Source organism: Streptomyces sp. NPDC046977 (assembly GCF_040644455.1).
In the GTDB taxonomy this organism is placed as follows: domain Bacteria; phylum Actinomycetota; class Actinomycetes; order Streptomycetales; family Streptomycetaceae; genus Actinacidiphila.
In genome coordinates this window covers 246,154-264,637 of record NZ_JBEYWO010000006.1, presented here as the reverse complement: position 1 = coordinate 264,637, position 18,484 = coordinate 246,154, and the positions used below count along the sequence as shown (strand labels likewise).

Here is an 18,484-nt window from a genome sequence, read left to right as displayed (position 1 = left end):
TGTTCCTGATGGCTCCCGAGCAGACGGCTGTCCGCAAGCCGCCCGCTCGGCAGGGCGAATTCCGGACGCCCTGCCCGGGGACCAGGCGTGCCTAGCCGCGGCGGCGGCGGCCCCTGGCCTTGCGGGGGTACGGGAAGAGGCGGGGGCTGCGGCGGGCGGCGACGTCCTCCATCCAGCCGAAGAGAACGATCGCGAGAGCGATGAGCGGGACGGCGACGATCAGCGGGAACCACTGGCTCCGCAGCAGCCACTGCATGTGGGCGTAGAAGAAGCCGTTGCTCCACAGCGGGTCGATCAGCGGCTCGCAGAGCACCAGCGCCACGCAGTGCCACAGGTAGACCGTGACGGCACGCGAGTTGAGCAGGCTGATGACCCCGTTGAACCGCTCCAGCGGCTTCGGCCACTGCTCCCAGGAGGGGCTGAGGTGGAGGAGGAGCAGCACGCACCCGAAGGACCAGACGGCCTGGGCCAGCGGTACGGCTTCGAGGTCGGCGCCGATCCGGGGGTTGTCCACCGGCTGCTGCTGGAGCCACCAGTACCCGGCGACGAGGACGAACGGTGCAATCGAGGGGACGACGTACTGCGGGATGCGGCGCAGCAGGCCCTCGTGGTGGGCGATGCCGAGCAGCCAGCACGCGCCGAAGGTGGTGAAGTCGGTGGCGGTCTCCATGATGCGGCCGGACTGGTCGACCAGGCCGGAGTTGAGGAGTGCCGACAGCGCCAGCGGGGCGAGCAGGGTGACCCAGGGCAGCCGGCGCATCGCCTTGAGCATGAGCGGGGACAGCAGCACGAACCAGAGGTAGGCGCGCAGGTACCAGAGCGGGACGGTGATCTGCTCGGCCCAGGTCGTGGGCAGGTGGCCGCCGAAGCCGTGGAGGGAGTCCGCGAAGGGCGGTGTGCTCAGCGGCATGATCCAGAAGGCGAGTTCGCCCCACCACCGGTGGGGGTGGCCGGTCGTGTGCGGGCCCCAGCCGTCGATGATCATGGCGGTCACCACCACGGCGCCGAAGAGCCACATCGGGGGCAGCAGGCGCCTGACGCGGCTGCGGATGACGCCGAGCGCGGGGCGGCTGAGCGACCGCGCCATCAGCGATCCCGCCAGCGCGAACATCACGCCCATGGAGGGGAAGACCAGGGGCAGCCAGGTCCAGCTGAAGTTGTGGTAGATCACGACGCGGACGAGGGCCAGCGCGCGCAGCAGGTCGAGGTAGCGGTCGCGGCCGGCCGGCTTCGGGGGCGATTCCGCGAGTTCGGGAAGGTGGGGGACGCGGAGCGTCAGCGTCTTCGAGGATTCGTCGACGCCGGGTGCGCCGAAGTTGACCGCGCTCATGCCGGTATCTCCGAGGTGGTGACGTCGAGGCCGACCTCGCCGGTGCGCCGCAGCTTCTGCCAGCGCAGCCGGCCGCCGGTCAGGGCGGTGATCCAGGACTGGAGCAGGACCATGTACATCAGCACGCGGTAGACCACCTGCTGCACGGGCAGCGTGATCAGGTGCCAGGGTTTCTCGCGGTCCAGGTGGAAGGACCACCAGGCGCAGAAGCCCTGGAGGGTCAGGACCGCGAGCCAGGCGCCCAGGCTCTTGGCCGGGTCGACGAAGAACACCCCGTACACCATCGCGATGTCGATGGCGGGCGCGAGCAGGGGGGTGAGCACCATGAACAGGGCGACGAAGGGCAGGCCGACGCGCCCGAAGCGGCCGGCGGCGCCGCGTTCCAGGACCGCGTGGCGGTGCTTCCACATCGCCTGCATGGTGCCGTAGCTCCAGCGGTAGCGCTGGGACCACAGCTGGCTCATGCTGCCGGGCGCCTCGGTCCAGGCCCGGGCGTTCTCGACGTAGACGATCTTCCACCCGCCCCGGTGCAGGGCCATGGTCACATCGGTGTCCTCGGCGAGCGTGTCGTCGCTCATTCCGCCCACCGCGTCCAGGGCGCTGCGGCGGAACGCGCCGACCGCTCCGGGGATGGTCGGCATGCAGTCGAGCACGTCGTACATGCGGCGGTCGAGGTTGAAGCCCATGACGTACTCGATGTGCTGCCAGGCGCCGATCAGGGTGTCCCGGTTGCCGACCTTGGCGTTGCCGGCCACCGCGCCGATGCGGGGGTCGGCGAAGGGCTGCACCAGTTCGCGGACGGTCCCGGGTTCGAAGACGGTGTCGCCGTCCATCATCACGACAAGGTCGCCCGACGCGGCGGCCACGCCGGTGTTGAGGGCCGCGGGCTTGCCGCTGTTGGGCTGGCGGATGAGCCGGACGATCGGCAGGTCCATGCTCTCCACGATGGCCGCCGTGTCGTCGGTCGACCCGTCGTCGACGACGATGACCTCGATGGGGTGGTCGCTCCTGGCCAGCGAGAGCAGTGTGTTGGTGATGCACTCCTGCTCGTTGTACGCGGGCACGATCACGCTGACGCGTTCGGTCACCGCGGGCCCCCAGGAGAAGCCCGGCCTGCGGGTCCTCCGTACGTGGATGAGCGAGAGCACGAGCATCAGCGCGAAGCGGGCGAAGACCAGGACCCCGACGACGGCGAGCAGCACGACCAGGAAGGGCATCACCTTCATCGAGAAGGCGGTGCACCACAGGAACGCCTTGCCGGCCCACAGGTCGTAGCCGGTGACCGGGGTGTTCGCGGGGGCCGTGCCGAGCGCCTCACTGATGGTCTTGAACTGGTAGCCCTCGGCCTTGAGTTTGTCGATGATGACCGGGAGCGCGGCCAGTGTCTGCGACCGGTCGCCGCCGGCGTCGTGCAGCAGGATCATCTCGCCCTGCCCGGCCAGGTCGGGCAGGGCCGCCTTGACGATGGCGTCGACACCGGGACGCTTCCAGTCGTCGGTGTCCTTGTCGATGAAGGCGGTCAGGTAGCCGTGCGCGCCGACGTCCTTGGTCACCGGCCAGGACCAGTCGTCGAGGGCGTCGGCCGTGGACGAGTAGGGCGGGCGGAAGAGGCTGGAGTGGATGCCCGCGACGCCCGCGAGGGCGAGCTGGGTCTCGCCGAGCTCCCAGGTGAGCCGGGTCCCGGAGTGCAGCGCGAGGTCGGGGTGGGTGAAGGTGTGCAGCCCGATCTCGTGGCCGCCTGCCACGATCTTGCGGATCAGCGCCGGGTTGTGGGTGGTCATGGCGCCGGTGACGAAGAAGTCCGCGCGGACGTCGTGCTGCTCGAGCACCTTGAGGATCTTGGGCGTCCACTGGGTCGACGGGCCGTCGTCGAAGCTGAGCACGACGGTCTTGTCGGGGATCGCGTAGCTGACCGGCTTGTCGTTCCTGTCCCCGCGCGCGTCGACCAGCGGACCGCCGACGAGCACGCTGCGGGGCACCGCGTCCTTGTTCACGGAGACCGCGATGCGCTCGTCGTGGAAGACCTCGTTGCCGGCCATACCGCGGAGCACGAGCAGCGCCAGCAGGGTCGCCAGGACGGTCACCGGCAGGAAGAAGCGCAGCGGTGGTGCGGCGAGTCGGCGCGGCCGCAGAAGGGACTGCCGTTGGCGCTGGTGGCGTGACATGGATTTCCTGGTGTGTCGCGTGCTGCGGTCGGGACGTCGGGTTGTCACGGGGCCGAGGCGGGGGCCCCGGTGGGGGTGGCCGCCTCGCCGCCAGCGGCGCTCGGGGCGCCGGTCGCGGGACCGGCTCCCAGCGGCGCCGACGGGAGCGGTGCGTTGACGTACTGTCCGGGCTCCGCGGTGTCCGCGGTGGACGGGATCGAGAAGGCCGGCGCGTGCGACTGGGTTCCCACGAGACCCGAGATCATGGCCAGGACGAAGCCGACGAGGACGAGGCCCAGCAGCCAGCCGAGGCCGCGCAACCGCCGTCCGCGGCGCCCCGTCCGGTCGACGAAGACGGGCGAGGTCTCGGCCTTGGTGAGCGTGCTGGTCACTGGAGGACCTCGGGCTTTCCGTGAACGCGTCGCCGCGCGAGGGGTCGGATGCAGAACTTAGTCCAACGCGGCGGCGAATAGCGGACTATATGTTCGATTTGCCGGATCCCCTGCCCAACTATGTGATCTTACTGAAATGAAAATGTGTAGATCCCCCTGCGGGTCTCCTACACTCCCGGTGGTCAAGCACTTCTCCGCCTGCCGGATCGGAACGCCTCGTATGCCCAGCACCCACCGCTTCGGCCGTCTGGCGGCCGCCGCGGCACTCGCGGCCGGCGTCGCGGTCCTCGCGTGCGCGTGCGGCGGCCAGGCCGCCGACGGAGCCTCCCCCAGCGCCCCGGCAACGCCCTTCGACGTCTCCTCGCTGCGGCACCCCGCCGGCCGGATGCTGGGCGTCGTCGACGACAAGACCCCCTGGCAGTACGGCATCGTCACCACCTTCACCAAGCAGGCGGGACGCGCCCCCGACATCCGCGAGTACTACGGGTCCTGGGGCGAGGACTTCGACCCGGAGGGCAACGCCTTCCTGTGGCAGCACGGGCAGCTCCCGATGCTGGAGCTGACGCCCTCCGACACCGCGCTGTCCGACATCGCCCAGGGCGCGGACGACGCCTGGATCCACCGTTTCGCACGCCAGATCGCGGACTACGACGGCCCGCTCGCGCTGTCCTTCGCCGGTGAGATGAACAGCCCCTGGAACTCCTGGGGGCCGGGCCACGCCACCGCCGCCGACTTCGTCGCGGCCTGGCGGCACGTCCACGACGTCGTCCGGGACGCCGGCGCGAAGAACGTGATCTGGGTGTGGAGCCCGCATGTGGTGGACTCCGGCTCCCGGGCCCCGCTGCGCCCCTACTACCCGGGCGACGCCTACGTCGACTGGGCCGGCGTCATCGGCTACTACGGGCCGGTCGACGGCGTCGCCTTCTCCAGCCTGTTCACGCCGACGCTCCGCGAGATCGCGCGCTTCGCCGACCGTCCCGTGCTGATCACCGAGACCGGTGTGGCGGAGAGCGGCCGCAAGGAGGAGCAGATCCGCGACCTGTTCACGGAGGCCGCGAAGGCGGACGTCATCGGACTGGTCTGGTACGACCAGCGCAAGAACTGGCCTGGCAGTTCACTGCCGATGGACTGGCGGATCGACACATCGGTGGGCGCGCAGGCCGCCTTCCGCGTGGAGTCCGAGCGGGCCGGCTTCGGCCATCCGCTCAAGGACGACTGAGTCCGGGAGGCGGACCGGCCGCGCGTGCGTCCGGCCGGTGCGCCTCCGCGACGACGCGTCGGGGCAGCCGAGGCCACGACACGAGGACCGAGACCCAGACCCAGACCCAGACCGAGCAGAGCGGAAGTACGCGGATGACGACGGAAGGGCCGCCGGAACGGGGTGTTCCGCGGGAGTACCCGGGCCGGGGTTCCTGGCCGCCGCCCGGGCAGGGCGGACCGGAGCCCGCCCAGGGTGGGACGGAGCCGTGGGAGGCCTGGCCGGCACGCCACGGCGAACCGCAGCACCGCGACTCCCGCCGGCTCCAGCGGGACCCGTACGACCAGGACGTGGGCGGCACCGTCCCGCCCGTCCCCGAGCACCCCTGGCCCGACCCGGACCCCGCGCCGGGAGTGGGCGAACCGCACGGTGCCCGGACGGACTCCGGGGAGCAGGCGGGCGGCTGGGCGCTGCCTCCCGAGTGGGCGGAGCCCTCGTCCGGCGTCGTCGTTCCGCGGCCGGCGGCCGAAGCGGTCCCGGCGGCCGCGCAGTCCGCGCCGCTGCCCGTACCGGTACGCACCGGGCCGGTGCGCGCGCCCCGCAGGGGCAAGCGCGCGGCCGGTATCGCGCTCACGCTCGCCGTGCTCGTGGCCGGTGGTGCCACCGCCGTCGCCCTGGACCGCAAGGACGCCCCGCCGCTCGCGTCCCGGCAGCTCACCCAGGTGTGGCAGGTGCCCGCGCCGGCCGCCGACGACACCCTCGTCGGGAGCTGGGTCACCCCGGAGCTGCTGATCCGGGCGAGCACCCGCGGCGGCGTCACGGGCTACCACCTGTCCGACGGCAGCGAGGCGTGGAAGGCCTCCCTGCCCCGGTCGGCGGCAGGTGTCCCCTGCGCCATGTCCCCGACGCTCTCCAAGGACGGGACCGGGACGGTCGCGTTCGGCACGGACGGCAACTCCTGCACGTCGCTGGCGGGCGTCGACGCGGCCACCGGCCGGATCCTGTGGACCAGTCCGCTGGTCGACCGCGGGCACCGCACGGCGACGTCCGCCCGGACCTACCTCCAGGGCGAGGTCGCCACGATCGTGAGCGGCAACTTCCTCGGCGGTCTCGACGTCCGCACCGGCCGCACCGTGTGGGGCTACCGCGCCCGGGGCGACTACTGCAACGTCCGGGCGTCGGGCAGCGCGGGCGTCGTGCTCGTGGACGACTACTGCGCCGACCACGCCGACCAGTTCACGCTGCGCGCCTTCGACGGCAGGACCGGGAAACTGCTCTGGGCCCACCGGCAGCGCACGCACACCGATGTGCTGCACGCCTTCTCCGGCTCGCCCCTCATCGCGTCCCTGCACACCCCGGACGAGGACAGCACCCGGGTCTTCACCGCCTCGGGCGGCAGCCGCAAGCTGGCGGTGGGCGACTCCCAGACCATGACCGGGAACGACACGGACGCCGACCACTCCGCCCGGCTCGTCGGGGACGTCCTGGTCACCCCGGCACTGGGCGCGGACCACCTGGAGGTCGACGCGTTCGACGTCACCAGCGGCGCCAAGCTCTGGACCCTGCACTCGGCCGCGCTGGCCACCGCGGTGGCGGGGGACGACGCGGTGTACGCGGTGTCCTCGGCCGGGTCCCCGCAGCTGGTCCGGCTGGAGCCGCGCACCGGCGCGCTCACGCCCGTCGCGGCCCTGCCGTCCGGAATCGCCGGCTCCGGCGTCGTCGGCACGGGCACCGGCACCGTGTACGTACTGCCGGACGACGGCGGAGTGCTGGAACTCGGCGCGCAGGGCAGGAACGGCGGTGCCCGGATGTTCCGGTGAACCCGGAACGGGCGGGCCCCGAGCCGTCGGCCCGGGGCCCGCCCGTGAAGCGGGGCGGCTACGTGCCTACTTGGTGGTGCGGTAGGCGCGGTAGACCGTCTGCTTGGCCGTGTTGCCGTCGGTGTCCGTGAGTGTCACGCGCAGCGAGACGGTTCCGGGACGGGCGGGGTGCCGCAGTTCGAGCCGCTTGCCGTCGACGGCCCTGGCCGGCTTCCAGGTCCTGCCGTCGTCGTAGGACACCGCGAACCGCAGGGAACGCACGGTGCGCGCGGTGGCCGCGCCCTCGATCGTGAACGGGACCGTGAAGACCGCGCCCGCCTTTGCCGTACTGGCCGTTGTCAGCCGGGGCGTGAAGCGCACCGCCGACAGCGGCAGCCACGTCCCGGTGTCCCCGGCCGCGTGGGCGGAGCGGAAGGTCCACTCGGCGGTCACCCGGGTGCTGACCGCGGAAAGGGCGGCCGGGCGGGAGACATCGGTGGTGAGCCGGTAGGTGCGACGCCCGGCGGGGAGAGTGGCCGCCATGCCGTCCAGGGGCGCGTCCGAGGTGAACACCGGCCTGCCGTCCGCGTACAGCGCGCTCCTGGCCCTGCTGTACACCGAGTCGCCGGCGTGGCCCGCGCCGTCGGAGAAGAGCGGCACACGGGCGGTGAAGGTGTCGCCGCGACGGGTCGCGCCCGCCGCGTGGTCTCCCGAACGGATCAGGTGCGGGCCGAAGACGCCGAAGTTGAAGCGCTGCGTGTACGTCTTGCCCGCGCTGTAGGACCTGGCCGCGGTGTCGGTCTGGCCGCCGTCCCACTGCGGCTCCCCCGACGCGTCCGGGGCGCCCGACTGGTAGACGGCGAACTGCCACTTCACGCCCGGCAGGACGTACTCGGTGCCGGCGCGCGGCAGGGTGCCCTCCTCCACGGACGCGGCGTACCAGGAGTCGCTCGGCATCCGGGGCGCGGCGACCAGGCTCATGGACTTGCCCGCGGCGGGCTCGCCGACGGTCAGCGCGATCCTGGCGAAGTCCTGCGGCCGGAGGTTCGCGGTGAACCCGGCCAGGTCGCCGGTACGGTTCCAGGCGGGCCGGTAGTCCACCGCGCCGTGGCTCCAAGTGCCGTTGTACTGCGCGAACGCCTCGCCCGCCGGCAGCCGGGCGCCCAGCTGCCCGACCCGCAGCTTGGCGAAGTCGCCGATGTCGTACGTGGACATGTAGCCGGATCCGCCGTTCGCGACGCCGAAGTCGAAGACGGCGCCGGTGTGCACCGCGGCGTGGTCGGGGACCGTGATGCGCACCGGCTTGGCCTTGCGGGCGTCCATCACCAGGGTCGTGTCACGGGTCAGCGCGAACTTCGGCTGGACCAGCAGCGACAGCCGGCCGCCGGCGGGGTCGGACTCGGGGTAGATGCGGCCTTCGAGGGCGTAGCGCCCCGCGGGCAGCCGCACCGTGAACTCGCCGTCCGCGTCGTCGGAGTAGTCCTGCCAGAGGTCGCCGTCGAGGGCGTACACACCCGTCGCGGACAGGCCGGTCGGCCTGCCGTGCAGATCGAGGTGCTTGACCGTGAGGTTGTACGACTCGGGCTCGCGGTCGACACCGATGGCGGTCCGGACGGTGGTCTCCCCGGCGGTCGCGGTGACGGCGCCGCCGAACGCGCCGTCGGCCGTGCCCACGCGGGTGTCGGCGGTCACGGAGGCGGTCGCGGTGCCGCCGGCCGGGATGGTGAGCCGCTGCGGCGTCACTGTGAACATGCCGTCCGGGGCGGGCTGTCCGGAGTCCCCGCGCGCGTCCGCCGCCAGGTCGAGGGTGACCGGCCGGTCGCCGTCGTTGCGGTAGGTGAGCTCCTTGGTGACGGGCCGGTCGTCGGCGTGCGGCCACTGCGCGATGCCGAAGCCCAGCGCGGGACCCGCGGTCACCTGCTGGACCACAGCGCGGCCGAGGTCCGTGCGGCCGGTGCCCTGCACGAAGGCGGAGACGCCCGCGGCCGGTTCGGCGGAACCGGTGAGGACGGCCTTGATCCGCTCGCCGTTCCAGTCCGGGTGCTCCTGGGCGATGATCGCGGCGGCGCCCGACACGTGCGGGGTGGCCATCGACGTACCGCTCATCGAGACGTAGCCGTCGGCCGCCGGGTCGCCCTCCACGCCCTCAGCCGCGTGCGCGGCGACGATGTCCACACCGGGGGCGGTGAGGTCGGGCTTGAGGGCGCCGTCCGCGGCGGGGCCCCGGCTGGAGAAGTCGGCGACGGTGTCGTCGCGGTCCACCGCGCCGACGGTGAGCGCGGCCGCCGCACTGCCCGGGGAGCCGATGGTGGACGTGCCGGGGCCGCTGTTGCCCGCGGCGATCACGAAGAGGGCGCCCGACGAGGCCGACAGCTCGTCCACGGCCTGCTCGACCGGATCGGTCTCCGGGCTGTCCGGGCCGCCGAGGCTGAGGTTGACCACCTTCGCGCCCTGGGCGACGGCCCACTGCATGCCGGCGATGATGCCGGACTCGTCGCCCTCGCCGGTGTCGTCGAGCACCTTGCCGATGATCAGGCGGGCGCCGGGCGCGACACCCTTGTACTTCCCGCCCGACCGGGCCCCGGACCCCGCCACGATCGAGGCCACATGAGTGCCGTGGCCGACATGGTCCACGGTGTCCGGCGTGCCGGAGAAGTTCTTCTGGGCGTCGATACGGTCCTTCAGGTCCGGGTGGGTGGCGTCCACCCCGGTGTCGAGGACCGCGACGGTGACACCCTTGCCGTCGTAGCCGGCGGCCCATGCCTCGGGGGCGCCGATCTGCGCCGTGCTGCGGTCCAGGCTCGCCTTCACCTTGCCGTCGAGCCAGATCCTCGCGGCCTTCGCCGGAGTTGCGGCGAGCGCGGGGCCCGCCGGCGCGGCGGCACCGGTGAGGGTCCGCCACAGGGTCGCGGCCTCGGACTTGCGGGCCCGCAGGGCGTCGCCGTTGACGCTGGGGAGGTCCCGGCTGACCTCGGCGCCGGAGCCGGCCAGCGAACGCGCCGCGAGGGACCGCCCCTTGGGGTACGTGACAATGAGCGGCAGATCGGACCGCGAGGCGTCGTCGTACCCCAGACCCACCAGGCGCGTCACGTCGAACAGCCGCCGGTCGACGGTGCCGTCGGCGACCAGCCGCTCGGCGTCGCCGGGTATGGCGTAGGTGTCCCCGTCGGCGGCCCGGGATATACGGAATCCCGTGCCTTCGCGGCCCTTTGCGGGCCGCATGCCGACGACCTTTCCGCCGGCGTCCAGGACCGCCTTGTCACCGGTGACGAGGGTGACCGTCCTGCCGGTGTCCGGCAACGGCCCGGGCCCCGCGCCCGGTCCTGCGTCGACGGGGGCGGCCTCGACGACCGCGGGCGTACCGCTCAGCAGGGCGGTGGCCAGGGCGAGGGCGACCGCGGCTCCTGTCGCTCGTCTCTTGCGCTCCAAGACATGCCTCTCTCTTCGGGTTTCTTCGGGTTTCTCCGGGCGAGCCGCGCGCGGCACACCCGCTTCACCATTTAGCTATCTGATTAGTGGAATGATGATGGTGCTGGTCCGGCGCAGACCTGTCAACGAGGACCCCGTCGGCCGGCGCGATTGCGGAGCCGGGCGCATCGGTGGAACCATCGGCAGCCGAGTGGCCCCGGATCCCGGTCGAGGCGGTGGACGGACATGGCGGCGACCGACTGGGCATGGGACGACACGCTGTTCTCGGGATGCGCCCCGTACTACCGGCGCGGACGGCCCCCCTATGCCCCCGGGCTGGTGGACGCCCTCGCCGAGGAACTCGCGCTCGACGGGCACGGCCGCCTCATCGACGTGGGCTGCGGGCCGGGCACGCTCGCCCTGGGCCTGGCGCACCTGTTCGGCGAGACCGTCGGCCTCGACCCGGACCGCGGGATGATCGCCGAGGCCGAGCGCAGCGCCGCCGGACTCGGCCTGGGCGACAGGACCCGCTGGGTCCGGGCCCGGGCCGAGGAACTGCCCGCGGGGCTGGGCACGTTCACGGTCGCGACCTTCGGCCAGTCCTTCCACTGGATGAACCAGGAGCTCGTGGCGGCCGCCGTCCGGGACATGCTCGTGCCCGGAGGCGCGCTGGCCCACGTGTCCGACGCGAAGAACGAGTCCTGGCCGCTGGACGGCCTCCCGTATCCGGCCGTGCCCTACCCGGCCGTCAGCGAGCTGGTCGCACGTCGGCTCGGTCCGGTCCGGCGCGCCGGCCGGGGGACGCTGCCCGAGGGAACACCCGGCGGCGAGGCCGCGGTTCTGGCCCGAGCGGGGTTCCGCGGTCCTCGGCGCCGGATCGTTCCCGGCGGGCAGGCACGTGAACGCACCTGCGACGACGTCGTCGCCCGGGTGTTCTCCATGTCGTACTCGGCGCCGCACCTGTTCGGCACGCGCCGGAGCGAATTCGAGAGCGAGCTGCGCGCACTGCTGCGGGAGGCCTCCGCCTCGGGCCGGTTCAGCGAACGCCTGCCGAGCACCGAGTGCGTCATCTGGCGCACGCCGACCGCCTGACCCTTGCACGGCGCTGGAATCCGTGTACGCGGACCGGGAATTCGGTCATGCCGCGGATCTGCTTCGACAGGCGCACAGATGGTGGGTCCGAGTCGAATCAACGGGGGTGGGCCTATGGACGAGCGCACGGCCGGGCTGAACGAACTCGCGCAGGGACTGCGTCCACTCGCACGCGGGGTAGTACTGCTGGACCTGAGCGGGTTCTGCCTTCAGGCCCGCGCGACGGTGGAGGACGGCGCGGGCAGCTGCCCGAGCAGCTGACGAAGATCATCGATCTGCCGGAGGACGAGCGCGTGAAGGCATTCCGGCCGCTGGTCGCCCTGTTGGGAGTGGCCGACAAGCGCCGCCGGGAGCGATTCCGCTTCGCCGGGTGCACCCACGCGTGGCACCAGGCCCGTCCGGCGCCGGCCCGAGGAATGACGTCGGCATCGCTCAGGTGAGCGCAGCCATGTGCCGCGACGAGGTCATCGGACGCGGCGGTCCCCCTGGCGGGCCGGCAGCGATGTGCCGGTCCGTCAGGGGGACGTGGGCCGCGGACGTTCAGGACACCGTCAGCGGGAACCGCGCTTCACGCTGCGGAGCAGGACGAATCCCGCGATCGCGAGGACCGCTCCGAGCGCCGCCGGCCACAGGTTGGCGCCCGTGTTGGCGAGGCCGCCGCTGATCTCCTGCTGGCCGGCCTGGCCCGCGGGGCTCGGGGCTGCCGGCACGGCGGCCTGGGTCTGCTCGGCGGAACCCGCGCCCGCCTGGTCGTCGTGGTGCTCGTGCTCCTCCGGGGCCCCGGCCGCCGGGGCCTCGGTCGCGCCCGCGCCCTGGGACGCCGGGGGCGTCGCGTCGGCCTTCGGCGTCACCGTCGCCGGGACGCCGGGGGCGTCGTCGCCGGGCTGCCCGTCCTGCGGGGCGCCGGTCGAGGGCTCCGTGCCGTCGCCGTGGTTGCCTTGGTTGCCGTGACCGCCGTGGTTCTGCCCGTTGTCGCCGCCGTTGCCGCCATCGCCGCCGTCACCGCCGGCCACCGTGCCCGACGTCGGTTCGTCCGACGCGGGCGGTTCCTGCGTCGGCTCCTCGGACGCCGGGGGCTCGTCCGTCGGCTGCTCCGACGCCGTCGGCTCGTCCGACGGCTCCTCGGTCGGCTGCCCGCCGGCGCCGCAGGTGCGGCCCTCGTTGATGCAGTCGGCCGCCTCCTGCATCAGCTTCTCGTCGAAGATGTTGATGAAGTCGCCGTGGTCGGTGATCGGCTTGTGCAGGTTCTCCGGGAAGGAGTCGACCGCGAACAACGGGACGCTGCGCCCGCCGTCCGCCAGGCTCGGCGCGTCGACGTCGTAGACGATGCGCTGGACCAGCTGCGGGATGGCCACGAATCCCTGCGGGCAGTTGCCCGCGGGGTCGGCGAACGCCACGTGCGTACGGTGGTTGGCGCTGTCGACGTTCCGTCCGTCCCAGCAGCTCTGGAACCGGAAGGTCCGCACCACGTCACTGCCGCTGGGGCACAGCGGGTACTTGTCCTTCAGCTGCCGGTCCTCGTGACCCGTGCAGCTCCACGACGCGTTCGCGTTCGCGGGGCCGTTGACGAACGCCTTGGCGTCGCCGGTGATGATGCGCAGCAGGCGCGGCATGGGCGTGACCTTGGTCAGCGGGTTGCCGACGAAGGTGAGGGTGACCTCCTTGGGGGTGACGATCTGCCCCGCGTTGCCCTCGGTGCCACCGCCCGGTGCGTCGGCGTCCCGCTCCTTGGTGCCGTTCTGCAGCCGCAGCACGGGCCAGTAGTACGACGACCTGTCGCCCTGGTCCTGGCAGCTCGTGTCGGCCTTCGCCAGGTCGTCGATGGTGGCCAGGCCGTTGTTGGCCTGGTTGCCCACGTAGTCGTGGAAGTGGTGGGCGCCGTTGGTCACGCCGGGCGCCACGATGATGTTGTCGGAGTTGAACAGGCCGCCCGCGTTCACTCCGCAAGCGGTGGTGAACGTGCCGGGCGAGGCGTCCGACGGCCGCGGGGTGCGCGGGGCGTCCGAGGGGACGCTCATGATGTCGGCGTAGTCCGCCACGACCGGGCCGTTCCCGCCCTGGCCGCCCTGGCCGGTCTGGCCCTGGTCTCCCCCGCCCTGGTCGCCCGGGGCCCCCTGGCTGTTCTGGTCCCCGGCCGGTGCGGTCGGCTGCCCCTCGGCGGGCGGGCTCTGGGTCTCGGGCGCGCGCAGACCGCAGGCCGCGAGGTCGTCGACGCCCTGCGGGCGGTCCCCGACGCGGTCGATGGCCTCCAGGATGCGTGCGATCGTCGCGGCGCGCTTCTCCTTCAGCGGGCCCAGGATCGCGTTGTCGGTGAAGGCGGCGTCCTGCTGCTGGGCCGCCGACGTGTCCTTCAGCCGCTGGTAGGCCTCGGCGATCTGCCCGTCCAGAGCGGCGAGTTCCTTGTCGACGTCCTCCCTCGCGCCGTCCGGCACGGAGGTCAGCGCGTTGCCCACGTCCGGGCAGTCGACGGTGAAGGCCTGCGGCGCCGCCGAGACCGTCTGCGCGTCCGGAGTGCCGCTCGCATCACCCTCGGTCGCGGAGGCGAAGACATTCGCCGTGACCAGTACCCCGCCTCCCAGCATCAGGGCGACGGCCACAAAAGTGCCGCTCCGCGTGCCGGTTGCGCGTCTGCGCGTGTTGCGTCCCAAGGAAATCCTCCTGCGCCCGATGGGTGACGGCCTGACACAGCAAGCCGCCGCTTCATACGCAGGGGGTACCTCTGACGTTCAACCGTCCCGGAAATTCACAGGAGTTGTCCTCGGTCGCACCGCGAGGCGCCCCGGGTCGCGGTCACGTCGCAGCAGGCCAATGGGAGGATCGCCACCATGGCGACCCCGAGCTGCATCGACTGCTGTACCGAACCCGCGCTCGTCCGGGTGCGCACACTCCATGAGTCGGCCCACGACCAGGAATCGCTGCTGCGGTGCGCCGGCTGTCAGGCGTTCTGGTTCCACCGCTTCCACGAGTACACCAACTGGGCCGACGGCAGCGACGACCTGACGTCCTGGTACAGCCCCCTCACCCCCGCGGAGGGCGAACGGCTGCGGGACAGCGCCGATCCGGCGGGCGAGGACGTGTCCTTCCTGCGCACGCGCGCCGCCTGGATGGACGACTCCCGGGGGATCCACCGGGTGGAGGGCGCCCCGGACCGGCCGTTCGGCTGAACCCTGCCCCCGGCACCCGGGTGGCTCAGGGGACGACGACCATGCGGAAGCGCGCGGCCCCCGACATCATGCGGGCGAACGCTTCGTTGATGCCGTCCAGCGGCATCGTCTCGGTCATCGGGCGGATCCCGGCGAGCGCGCTGAAGTTCATGGCGTGCTCGACGTCGCGTGAGGTGCCGGAGGGGTGACCGACGATCGAGCGGGACGTCAGGACGATCTGGCTCGGGGTGATCGGCATCGGCTCGGGGGCGATCCCGATGGCGATCAGCTCCCCGCCGGGCCGCAGTCCGTCGACGCCCGACGCCATGGCCTGCGAGTTGGCGGCGGTGGCCAGGACGACCGTCGCACCGCCGAGGGCCTGCAGGGCCTTGGCGGTGTCGCCGGCGGAGCTGTCGACATAGTGATGGGCGCCCAGTTCCACCGCCAGGGCCCGCTTGTCCTCGCCCCGCGCGACGGCCACCGTCTCGTATCCCGACTTCGCCGCGTACTGGACCGCCAGATGGCCGAGGCCGCCGATGCCGATGACGGCGACGAGGTCGCCGGGCCGGGCGATGCTCTTCCTGAAGGCGTTGTACGTGGTGACGCCCGCGCAGCCGAGCGGCGCGGCGTCGACGGCCGACAGCCCGTCGGGGATCCGGGCCAGTGCGTTGACGGGTGCGACCATATGGGTGGCGTACCCGCCCTCGTACGCCCAGCCGGGCACCTGAAGGTTCCGGCAGTCGATGAAGGCGCCCTCGCGGCAGGGCACGCAGTGGCCGCAGTGACCGCCGAACCAGCCGACCTCCACGCGGTCGCCGACCGACCAGTACCGCACGCCCTCGCCGAGGGCGTCGATACGGCCGGCGACCTCGTGGCCCGCGACCAGCGGGAAGGTGACGTTCGGGTAGGCGTTGTGGACGAATCCGGCGTCCGAGTGGCACACACCCGAGGCCTCGACGGCGATCCGGACGTGGCCGGGGCCGGGCTCGGGAAGCTCGCGCTCGACGATTTCGAATGGTCCGCCCGGTTCGGAGACCTGGGCCACCCGCATGGAGTTCATCGCCCGTCCGGTGTGTGAGGGGTACGGCACGCAAGGCGTCGGTCCCGCTCATCGTGGCACGGGGGGCATGCTCCCGCGCGTCGGGCAGCGGCCACCTCGGGGCCCCGCCGGAGGTGTTGGGCGCTGCGCCGCGAACGGGCGCGACCGCCGCTACCAGGCGTGCAGTGCGGCGAACGCCTCGTCGGTGACGGTGGCGAGAGCCAGGCCGCCGTCGGCCTCGACCCAGTGCTCCAGGGCGACCGTCAGGCAGTCCAGAGCCGCCGCCACGCGTACATGCGCGGCCAGGGAGGTCAGTCCGGAGGAGGCGGAGCGTTCGAGGAGCACGCTCGCCAGATGGGGACGCCAGCTGTCCTGCTTCTCCCGGAGCCGGGCGCACAGTGCGGGCGTGGCCTGCACCAGCCTGAGCAGCGCGAGGGTGTCGGCCGGCTCGGCGGAGAAGTGTCCGACGGCGGGGTCGAGAGTCCTGCGCAGCACCGTCCGGTCGTCCTCGCCGGCGGGCCGGGCGCGCAGGGCGCCGGTCATCAGGTCGAGCAGGGGGTCCAGGGTACAGAGGACGACTTCCTCCTTGGTGCCGAAATAGCGCAGGAAGGTGCTGCGGGACACTCCCGCCGCCGCGGCCAGGTCGTCCAGGGTGGCCTTCTCGAAGCCTTCCCGGTGGAACAGCCCAATGGCCACCTCGGCCAGTTCTCCCCGGACCGCGGTGCGCGCGATGTCCCGTGTCTTCGTCCGTGTCGTCGCCACGCCGCCATCATATCCGGCCTTCGCCACTCACTTGCAGGAAGGGAACTCGATAGCTAGCCTGACACTCAGTTTCACCTCTGCGATTCAGTGCCGCGGGGGCTGGTTCGCCGGAGTCCCGCGACGACCGCATCGCACCAATGCGCCACCTTTCGACACGGAATGGAACAGACTCATGACCAAGACCCTCGGGCTCATCGGCAGCGGCATGATCGGAGGCACGCTGGCCCGCCTCGCCGTCGCCGCGGGCTGGAACGTCGTGCTCAGCAACTCACGCGGCCCCGAGACCCTCGGCGCGCTCGTCGCGGAACTCGGCGAGCGCGCCCGGGCGGCCACACCTGCGGAAACCGCCGAGGCCGCCGACCTCGTCGTGGTCACCGTCCCGCTCCACGCCCACGACCGGCTGCCCCGCGAGGCGCTGGCCGGGCGGACCGTGCTGGACACCCTGAACTACTACCCGCAGCGTGACGGGCACGTCACGGAGCTGGACTCCGGGGAGCTGACCTCGAGCGAACTCGTGCAGCGCCATCTGAGCGGCGCACGGGTGGTGAAGGCGTTCAACAGCATCGGCGCCACGCAGCTGCTCTCCCTCGCGCGGCCGGCCGGCGCCGCCGACCGCAGCGCGCTGCCCATCGCCGGGGACGACGCCGCCGCGAAGGCGGAGGCGGCCGCGCTGCTGAACGCCCTGGGCTACGACGCGGTGGACACCGGCAGCCTCGCGGACAGCTGGCGCAGCGAGCCCAACACCCCTCTGTACTGCGTTCCCTACGTGGGCGACATGCCGTCCGGGCTGGACCGGGCGGAGTTCCAGCGCTGGTTCTTCGAGGCGCCCGGCGTCCCCGTGCCCGCCCAGCGGGTCAAGGAACTGGCCGACGCGGCCGAGCGCGGACCCGTCGGCGGCTCGCTGTAGCGCGGCGGCGCGTACCGCCCGCGGCGCGGAGGGGGCGGCGCCACAGGCGGGGCGGGGGTCACTTCGCCTTGAGCGGCTGCCGGTAGGACTTGCGCAGGGACGAGGCGGCCACGGGGAGCAGCCCGGCGAGCACCTTGCCCTTGAACGTGCTCGGTTCACGAGTGAGTTCGACGTCGATACGGGTGCCGTCACCCTCGGGGGTCAGCTGGAAGACCCAGCCGCCGCCGGGCCCGAAGACCTTCGACTCGTGCGTGGTGACGGTGACCCGCCCTCGCTCGGCGTCCCACTCGTAGCGCGCGCGTTCCCATGCGGAAGTGGTCCCCTCGGTCACTTCGGCCCAGGTGTCGCCGATCGCGTGGACGGTGACGGCGTCGATGGTGGGCCAGTTCTCGGCGCGCGAGGGGCCGAAGTCGGTCAGCACCGCCAGCGCGTCCGAGGGACCGAGCGAGGAGTTCAGGTGGAAACGCACGACTGACATTGCGGATTCTGCCTTTCTTGGCAAACGACTGCGCCGACTCTTCGTGCGGGCGCCCTTGACGCCCACGGAGCGTCACCCTTTCAGGTGGTGACGAGATCATCGCAGCCATGCGCGACACCTGTCAAACAGGTGACGGAAGGCCGGAACGGGTGGCGCCCCGCGCAGGGCGTGGATCGCGCCGCAGATCCCCCGGTCGGGCTGCGGACCACCGCCCCGCGGCAACCGGCGCATGCGGCCCCCGGCGCTGCACCCCGACCGCGTCAACCCCGGCGCGCTGTGGGGCGCGGCCGTCACGCTCTTCCCGGCACGCGCGTCGTCATAGGGTGGCGGTGACTCGGATCGGGACGGACGGGGGACCCATGGCCGCGGTGCACGCGTTGATCCATCTTCACGACTTCGACGACGGGAGCTCCGACTTCAAGCTGATCGGGATCTACTCGTCGCGGGAGATGGCCGCGCGGGCCCGGGCCACCGCCGGGGGACTCCCGGGCTTCACGGACTGTCCCGAGGGCTTCGGCATCGAGCCGGTGGAAGTCGACGGACCGAGGGCGGAACACCCCCTCCCCGCCGAGGTGTTCCTGCTCTTCCTCACGTTGCCCGACTCCGGCCGCGGCGAGGAGGTGCGGATCCTCGGGGCCTACCGTACGGAGGAAGGGGCCGACGCGGCCGCGGCGACGGCTCTGCCCCGACCGCGCCTCGGCGAGCTGGAGGTCTGCCCGGTCGACGTGGACGCGACGACGTGGACCGATGGCTTCGTCACCGTCGGGCCCGGGGAGGACTGAGGCCTTCCCG

16 protein-coding genes are annotated in these 18,484 nt (G+C 72.5%); 8 read left to right on the top strand and 8 right to left on the bottom strand.

All coding sequences use genetic code 11. The features are described 5' to 3' along the window. Positions 1 to 91: 91 nt before the first annotated feature. The 3 genes from ABZ883_RS12290 to ABZ883_RS12280 are packed head-to-tail and all read right to left on the bottom strand — an operon-like array spanning position 92 to position 3,866. Positions 92 to 1,330, bottom strand: a complete 1,239-nt coding sequence (locus tag ABZ883_RS12290) for an acyltransferase (protein ID WP_360905523.1) — start codon at positions 1,328 to 1,330, stop codon at positions 92 to 94. Next, positions 1,327 to 3,495: a bifunctional polysaccharide deacetylase/glycosyltransferase family 2 protein gene (locus ABZ883_RS12285; RefSeq protein WP_360905522.1), complete on the bottom strand. Its 2,169-nt coding sequence runs from the start codon at positions 3,493 to 3,495 to the stop codon at positions 1,327 to 1,329. Before ABZ883_RS12285 ends, ABZ883_RS12290 begins: the two co-directional genes overlap by 4 nt. 44 nt (positions 3,496 to 3,539) lie before the next feature. Further along, the gene (locus ABZ883_RS12280; protein WP_360905521.1) at positions 3,540 to 3,866 is read right to left on the bottom strand and encodes a hypothetical protein; all 327 of its coding nucleotides are present in this window, start codon (positions 3,864 to 3,866) and stop codon (positions 3,540 to 3,542) included. 220 nt (positions 3,867 to 4,086) lie between these two features. On the opposite strand from ABZ883_RS12280, the gene ABZ883_RS12275 reads away from it, so the two are divergent. Beyond that, a complete protein-coding gene (locus tag ABZ883_RS12275; RefSeq protein WP_360905520.1) occupies positions 4,087 to 5,085 on the top strand; it encodes a glycosyl hydrolase in 999 nt (332 codons plus the stop codon). 134 nt (positions 5,086 to 5,219) lie between these two features. Continuing rightward, on the top strand, positions 5,220 to 6,884 hold the full coding sequence (locus ABZ883_RS12270; protein WP_360905519.1) for a PQQ-binding-like beta-propeller repeat protein: 1,665 nt from the start codon (positions 5,220 to 5,222) through the stop codon (positions 6,882 to 6,884). A 66-nt stretch (positions 6,885 to 6,950) separates the two neighbouring features. On the opposite strand, the gene ABZ883_RS12265 is transcribed toward ABZ883_RS12270, so the two are convergent. Next, positions 6,951 to 10,292, bottom strand: a complete 3,342-nt coding sequence (locus ABZ883_RS12265) for a S8 family peptidase (RefSeq protein ID WP_360905518.1) — start codon at positions 10,290 to 10,292, stop codon at positions 6,951 to 6,953. A 225-nt stretch (positions 10,293 to 10,517) separates the two neighbouring features. Here ABZ883_RS12265 and ABZ883_RS12260 point away from each other — a divergent pair, with 225 nt between their 5' ends. The 3 genes from ABZ883_RS12260 (at position 10,518) to ABZ883_RS12250 (ending at position 11,803) form a co-directional block, all read left to right on the top strand. Next, entirely contained in the window at positions 10,518 to 11,363 is an 846-nt protein-coding gene (locus ABZ883_RS12260; RefSeq protein WP_360905517.1) for a class I SAM-dependent methyltransferase, read from the top strand. Between the two features lie 114 nt (positions 11,364 to 11,477). After that, on the top strand, positions 11,478 to 11,624 hold the full coding sequence (locus ABZ883_RS12255) for a hypothetical protein (RefSeq protein WP_360905516.1): 147 nt from the start codon (positions 11,478 to 11,480) through the stop codon (positions 11,622 to 11,624). A 32-nt stretch (positions 11,625 to 11,656) separates the two neighbouring features. After that, positions 11,657 to 11,803 (top strand): DUF5958 family protein, encoded by a 147-nt coding sequence (locus tag ABZ883_RS12250; protein WP_360905515.1) that lies wholly within the window; start codon positions 11,657 to 11,659, stop codon positions 11,801 to 11,803. Positions 11,804 to 11,914: 111 nt separating this feature from the next. Here ABZ883_RS12250 and ABZ883_RS12245 read toward each other — a convergent pair whose 3' ends face one another. Beyond that, positions 11,915 to 13,945 (bottom strand): DUF1996 domain-containing protein, encoded by a 2,031-nt coding sequence (locus ABZ883_RS12245; protein ID WP_360905617.1) that lies wholly within the window; start codon positions 13,943 to 13,945, stop codon positions 11,915 to 11,917. A gap of 243 nt (positions 13,946 to 14,188) precedes the next feature. Between ABZ883_RS12245 and ABZ883_RS12240 the strand changes: the two genes are divergently transcribed. Beyond that, positions 14,189 to 14,527: a hypothetical protein gene (locus ABZ883_RS12240; RefSeq protein ID WP_360905514.1), complete on the top strand. Its 339-nt coding sequence runs from the start codon at positions 14,189 to 14,191 to the stop codon at positions 14,525 to 14,527. A gap of 25 nt (positions 14,528 to 14,552) precedes the next feature. Here the strand turns inward: ABZ883_RS12240 and ABZ883_RS12235 are convergent, their stop codons facing one another. Together ABZ883_RS12235 and ABZ883_RS12230 are read right to left on the bottom strand one after the other, a co-directional pair. Then, on the bottom strand, positions 14,553 to 15,566 hold the full coding sequence (locus ABZ883_RS12235) for an alcohol dehydrogenase (RefSeq protein WP_360905513.1): 1,014 nt from the start codon (positions 15,564 to 15,566) through the stop codon (positions 14,553 to 14,555). 150 nt (positions 15,567 to 15,716) lie between these two features. After that, positions 15,717 to 16,307 carry a TetR/AcrR family transcriptional regulator gene (locus tag ABZ883_RS12230; protein ID WP_360905512.1) on the bottom strand — a complete coding sequence of 197 codons (591 nt, stop codon included), beginning with the start codon at positions 16,305 to 16,307 and terminating at the stop codon, positions 15,717 to 15,719. On the opposite strand from ABZ883_RS12230, the gene ABZ883_RS12225 reads away from it, so the two are divergent. Then, the gene (locus tag ABZ883_RS12225) at positions 16,234 to 17,214 is read left to right on the top strand and encodes an NAD(P)-binding domain-containing protein (RefSeq protein WP_360905511.1); all 981 of its coding nucleotides are present in this window, start codon (positions 16,234 to 16,236) and stop codon (positions 17,212 to 17,214) included. The genes ABZ883_RS12230 and ABZ883_RS12225 overlap by 74 nt on opposite strands. A gap of 58 nt (positions 17,215 to 17,272) precedes the next feature. Here ABZ883_RS12225 and ABZ883_RS12220 read toward each other — a convergent pair whose 3' ends face one another. Then, complete coding sequence (locus ABZ883_RS12220) at positions 17,273 to 17,692, bottom strand: hypothetical protein (protein WP_360905510.1); 420 nt, start codon at positions 17,690 to 17,692, stop codon at positions 17,273 to 17,275. Positions 17,693 to 18,051: 359 nt separating this feature from the next. Between ABZ883_RS12220 and ABZ883_RS12215 the strand changes: the two genes are divergently transcribed. Further along, positions 18,052 to 18,474, top strand: a complete 423-nt coding sequence (locus ABZ883_RS12215) for a hypothetical protein (protein WP_360905509.1) — start codon at positions 18,052 to 18,054, stop codon at positions 18,472 to 18,474. Positions 18,475 to 18,484: the final 10 nt, after the last annotated feature.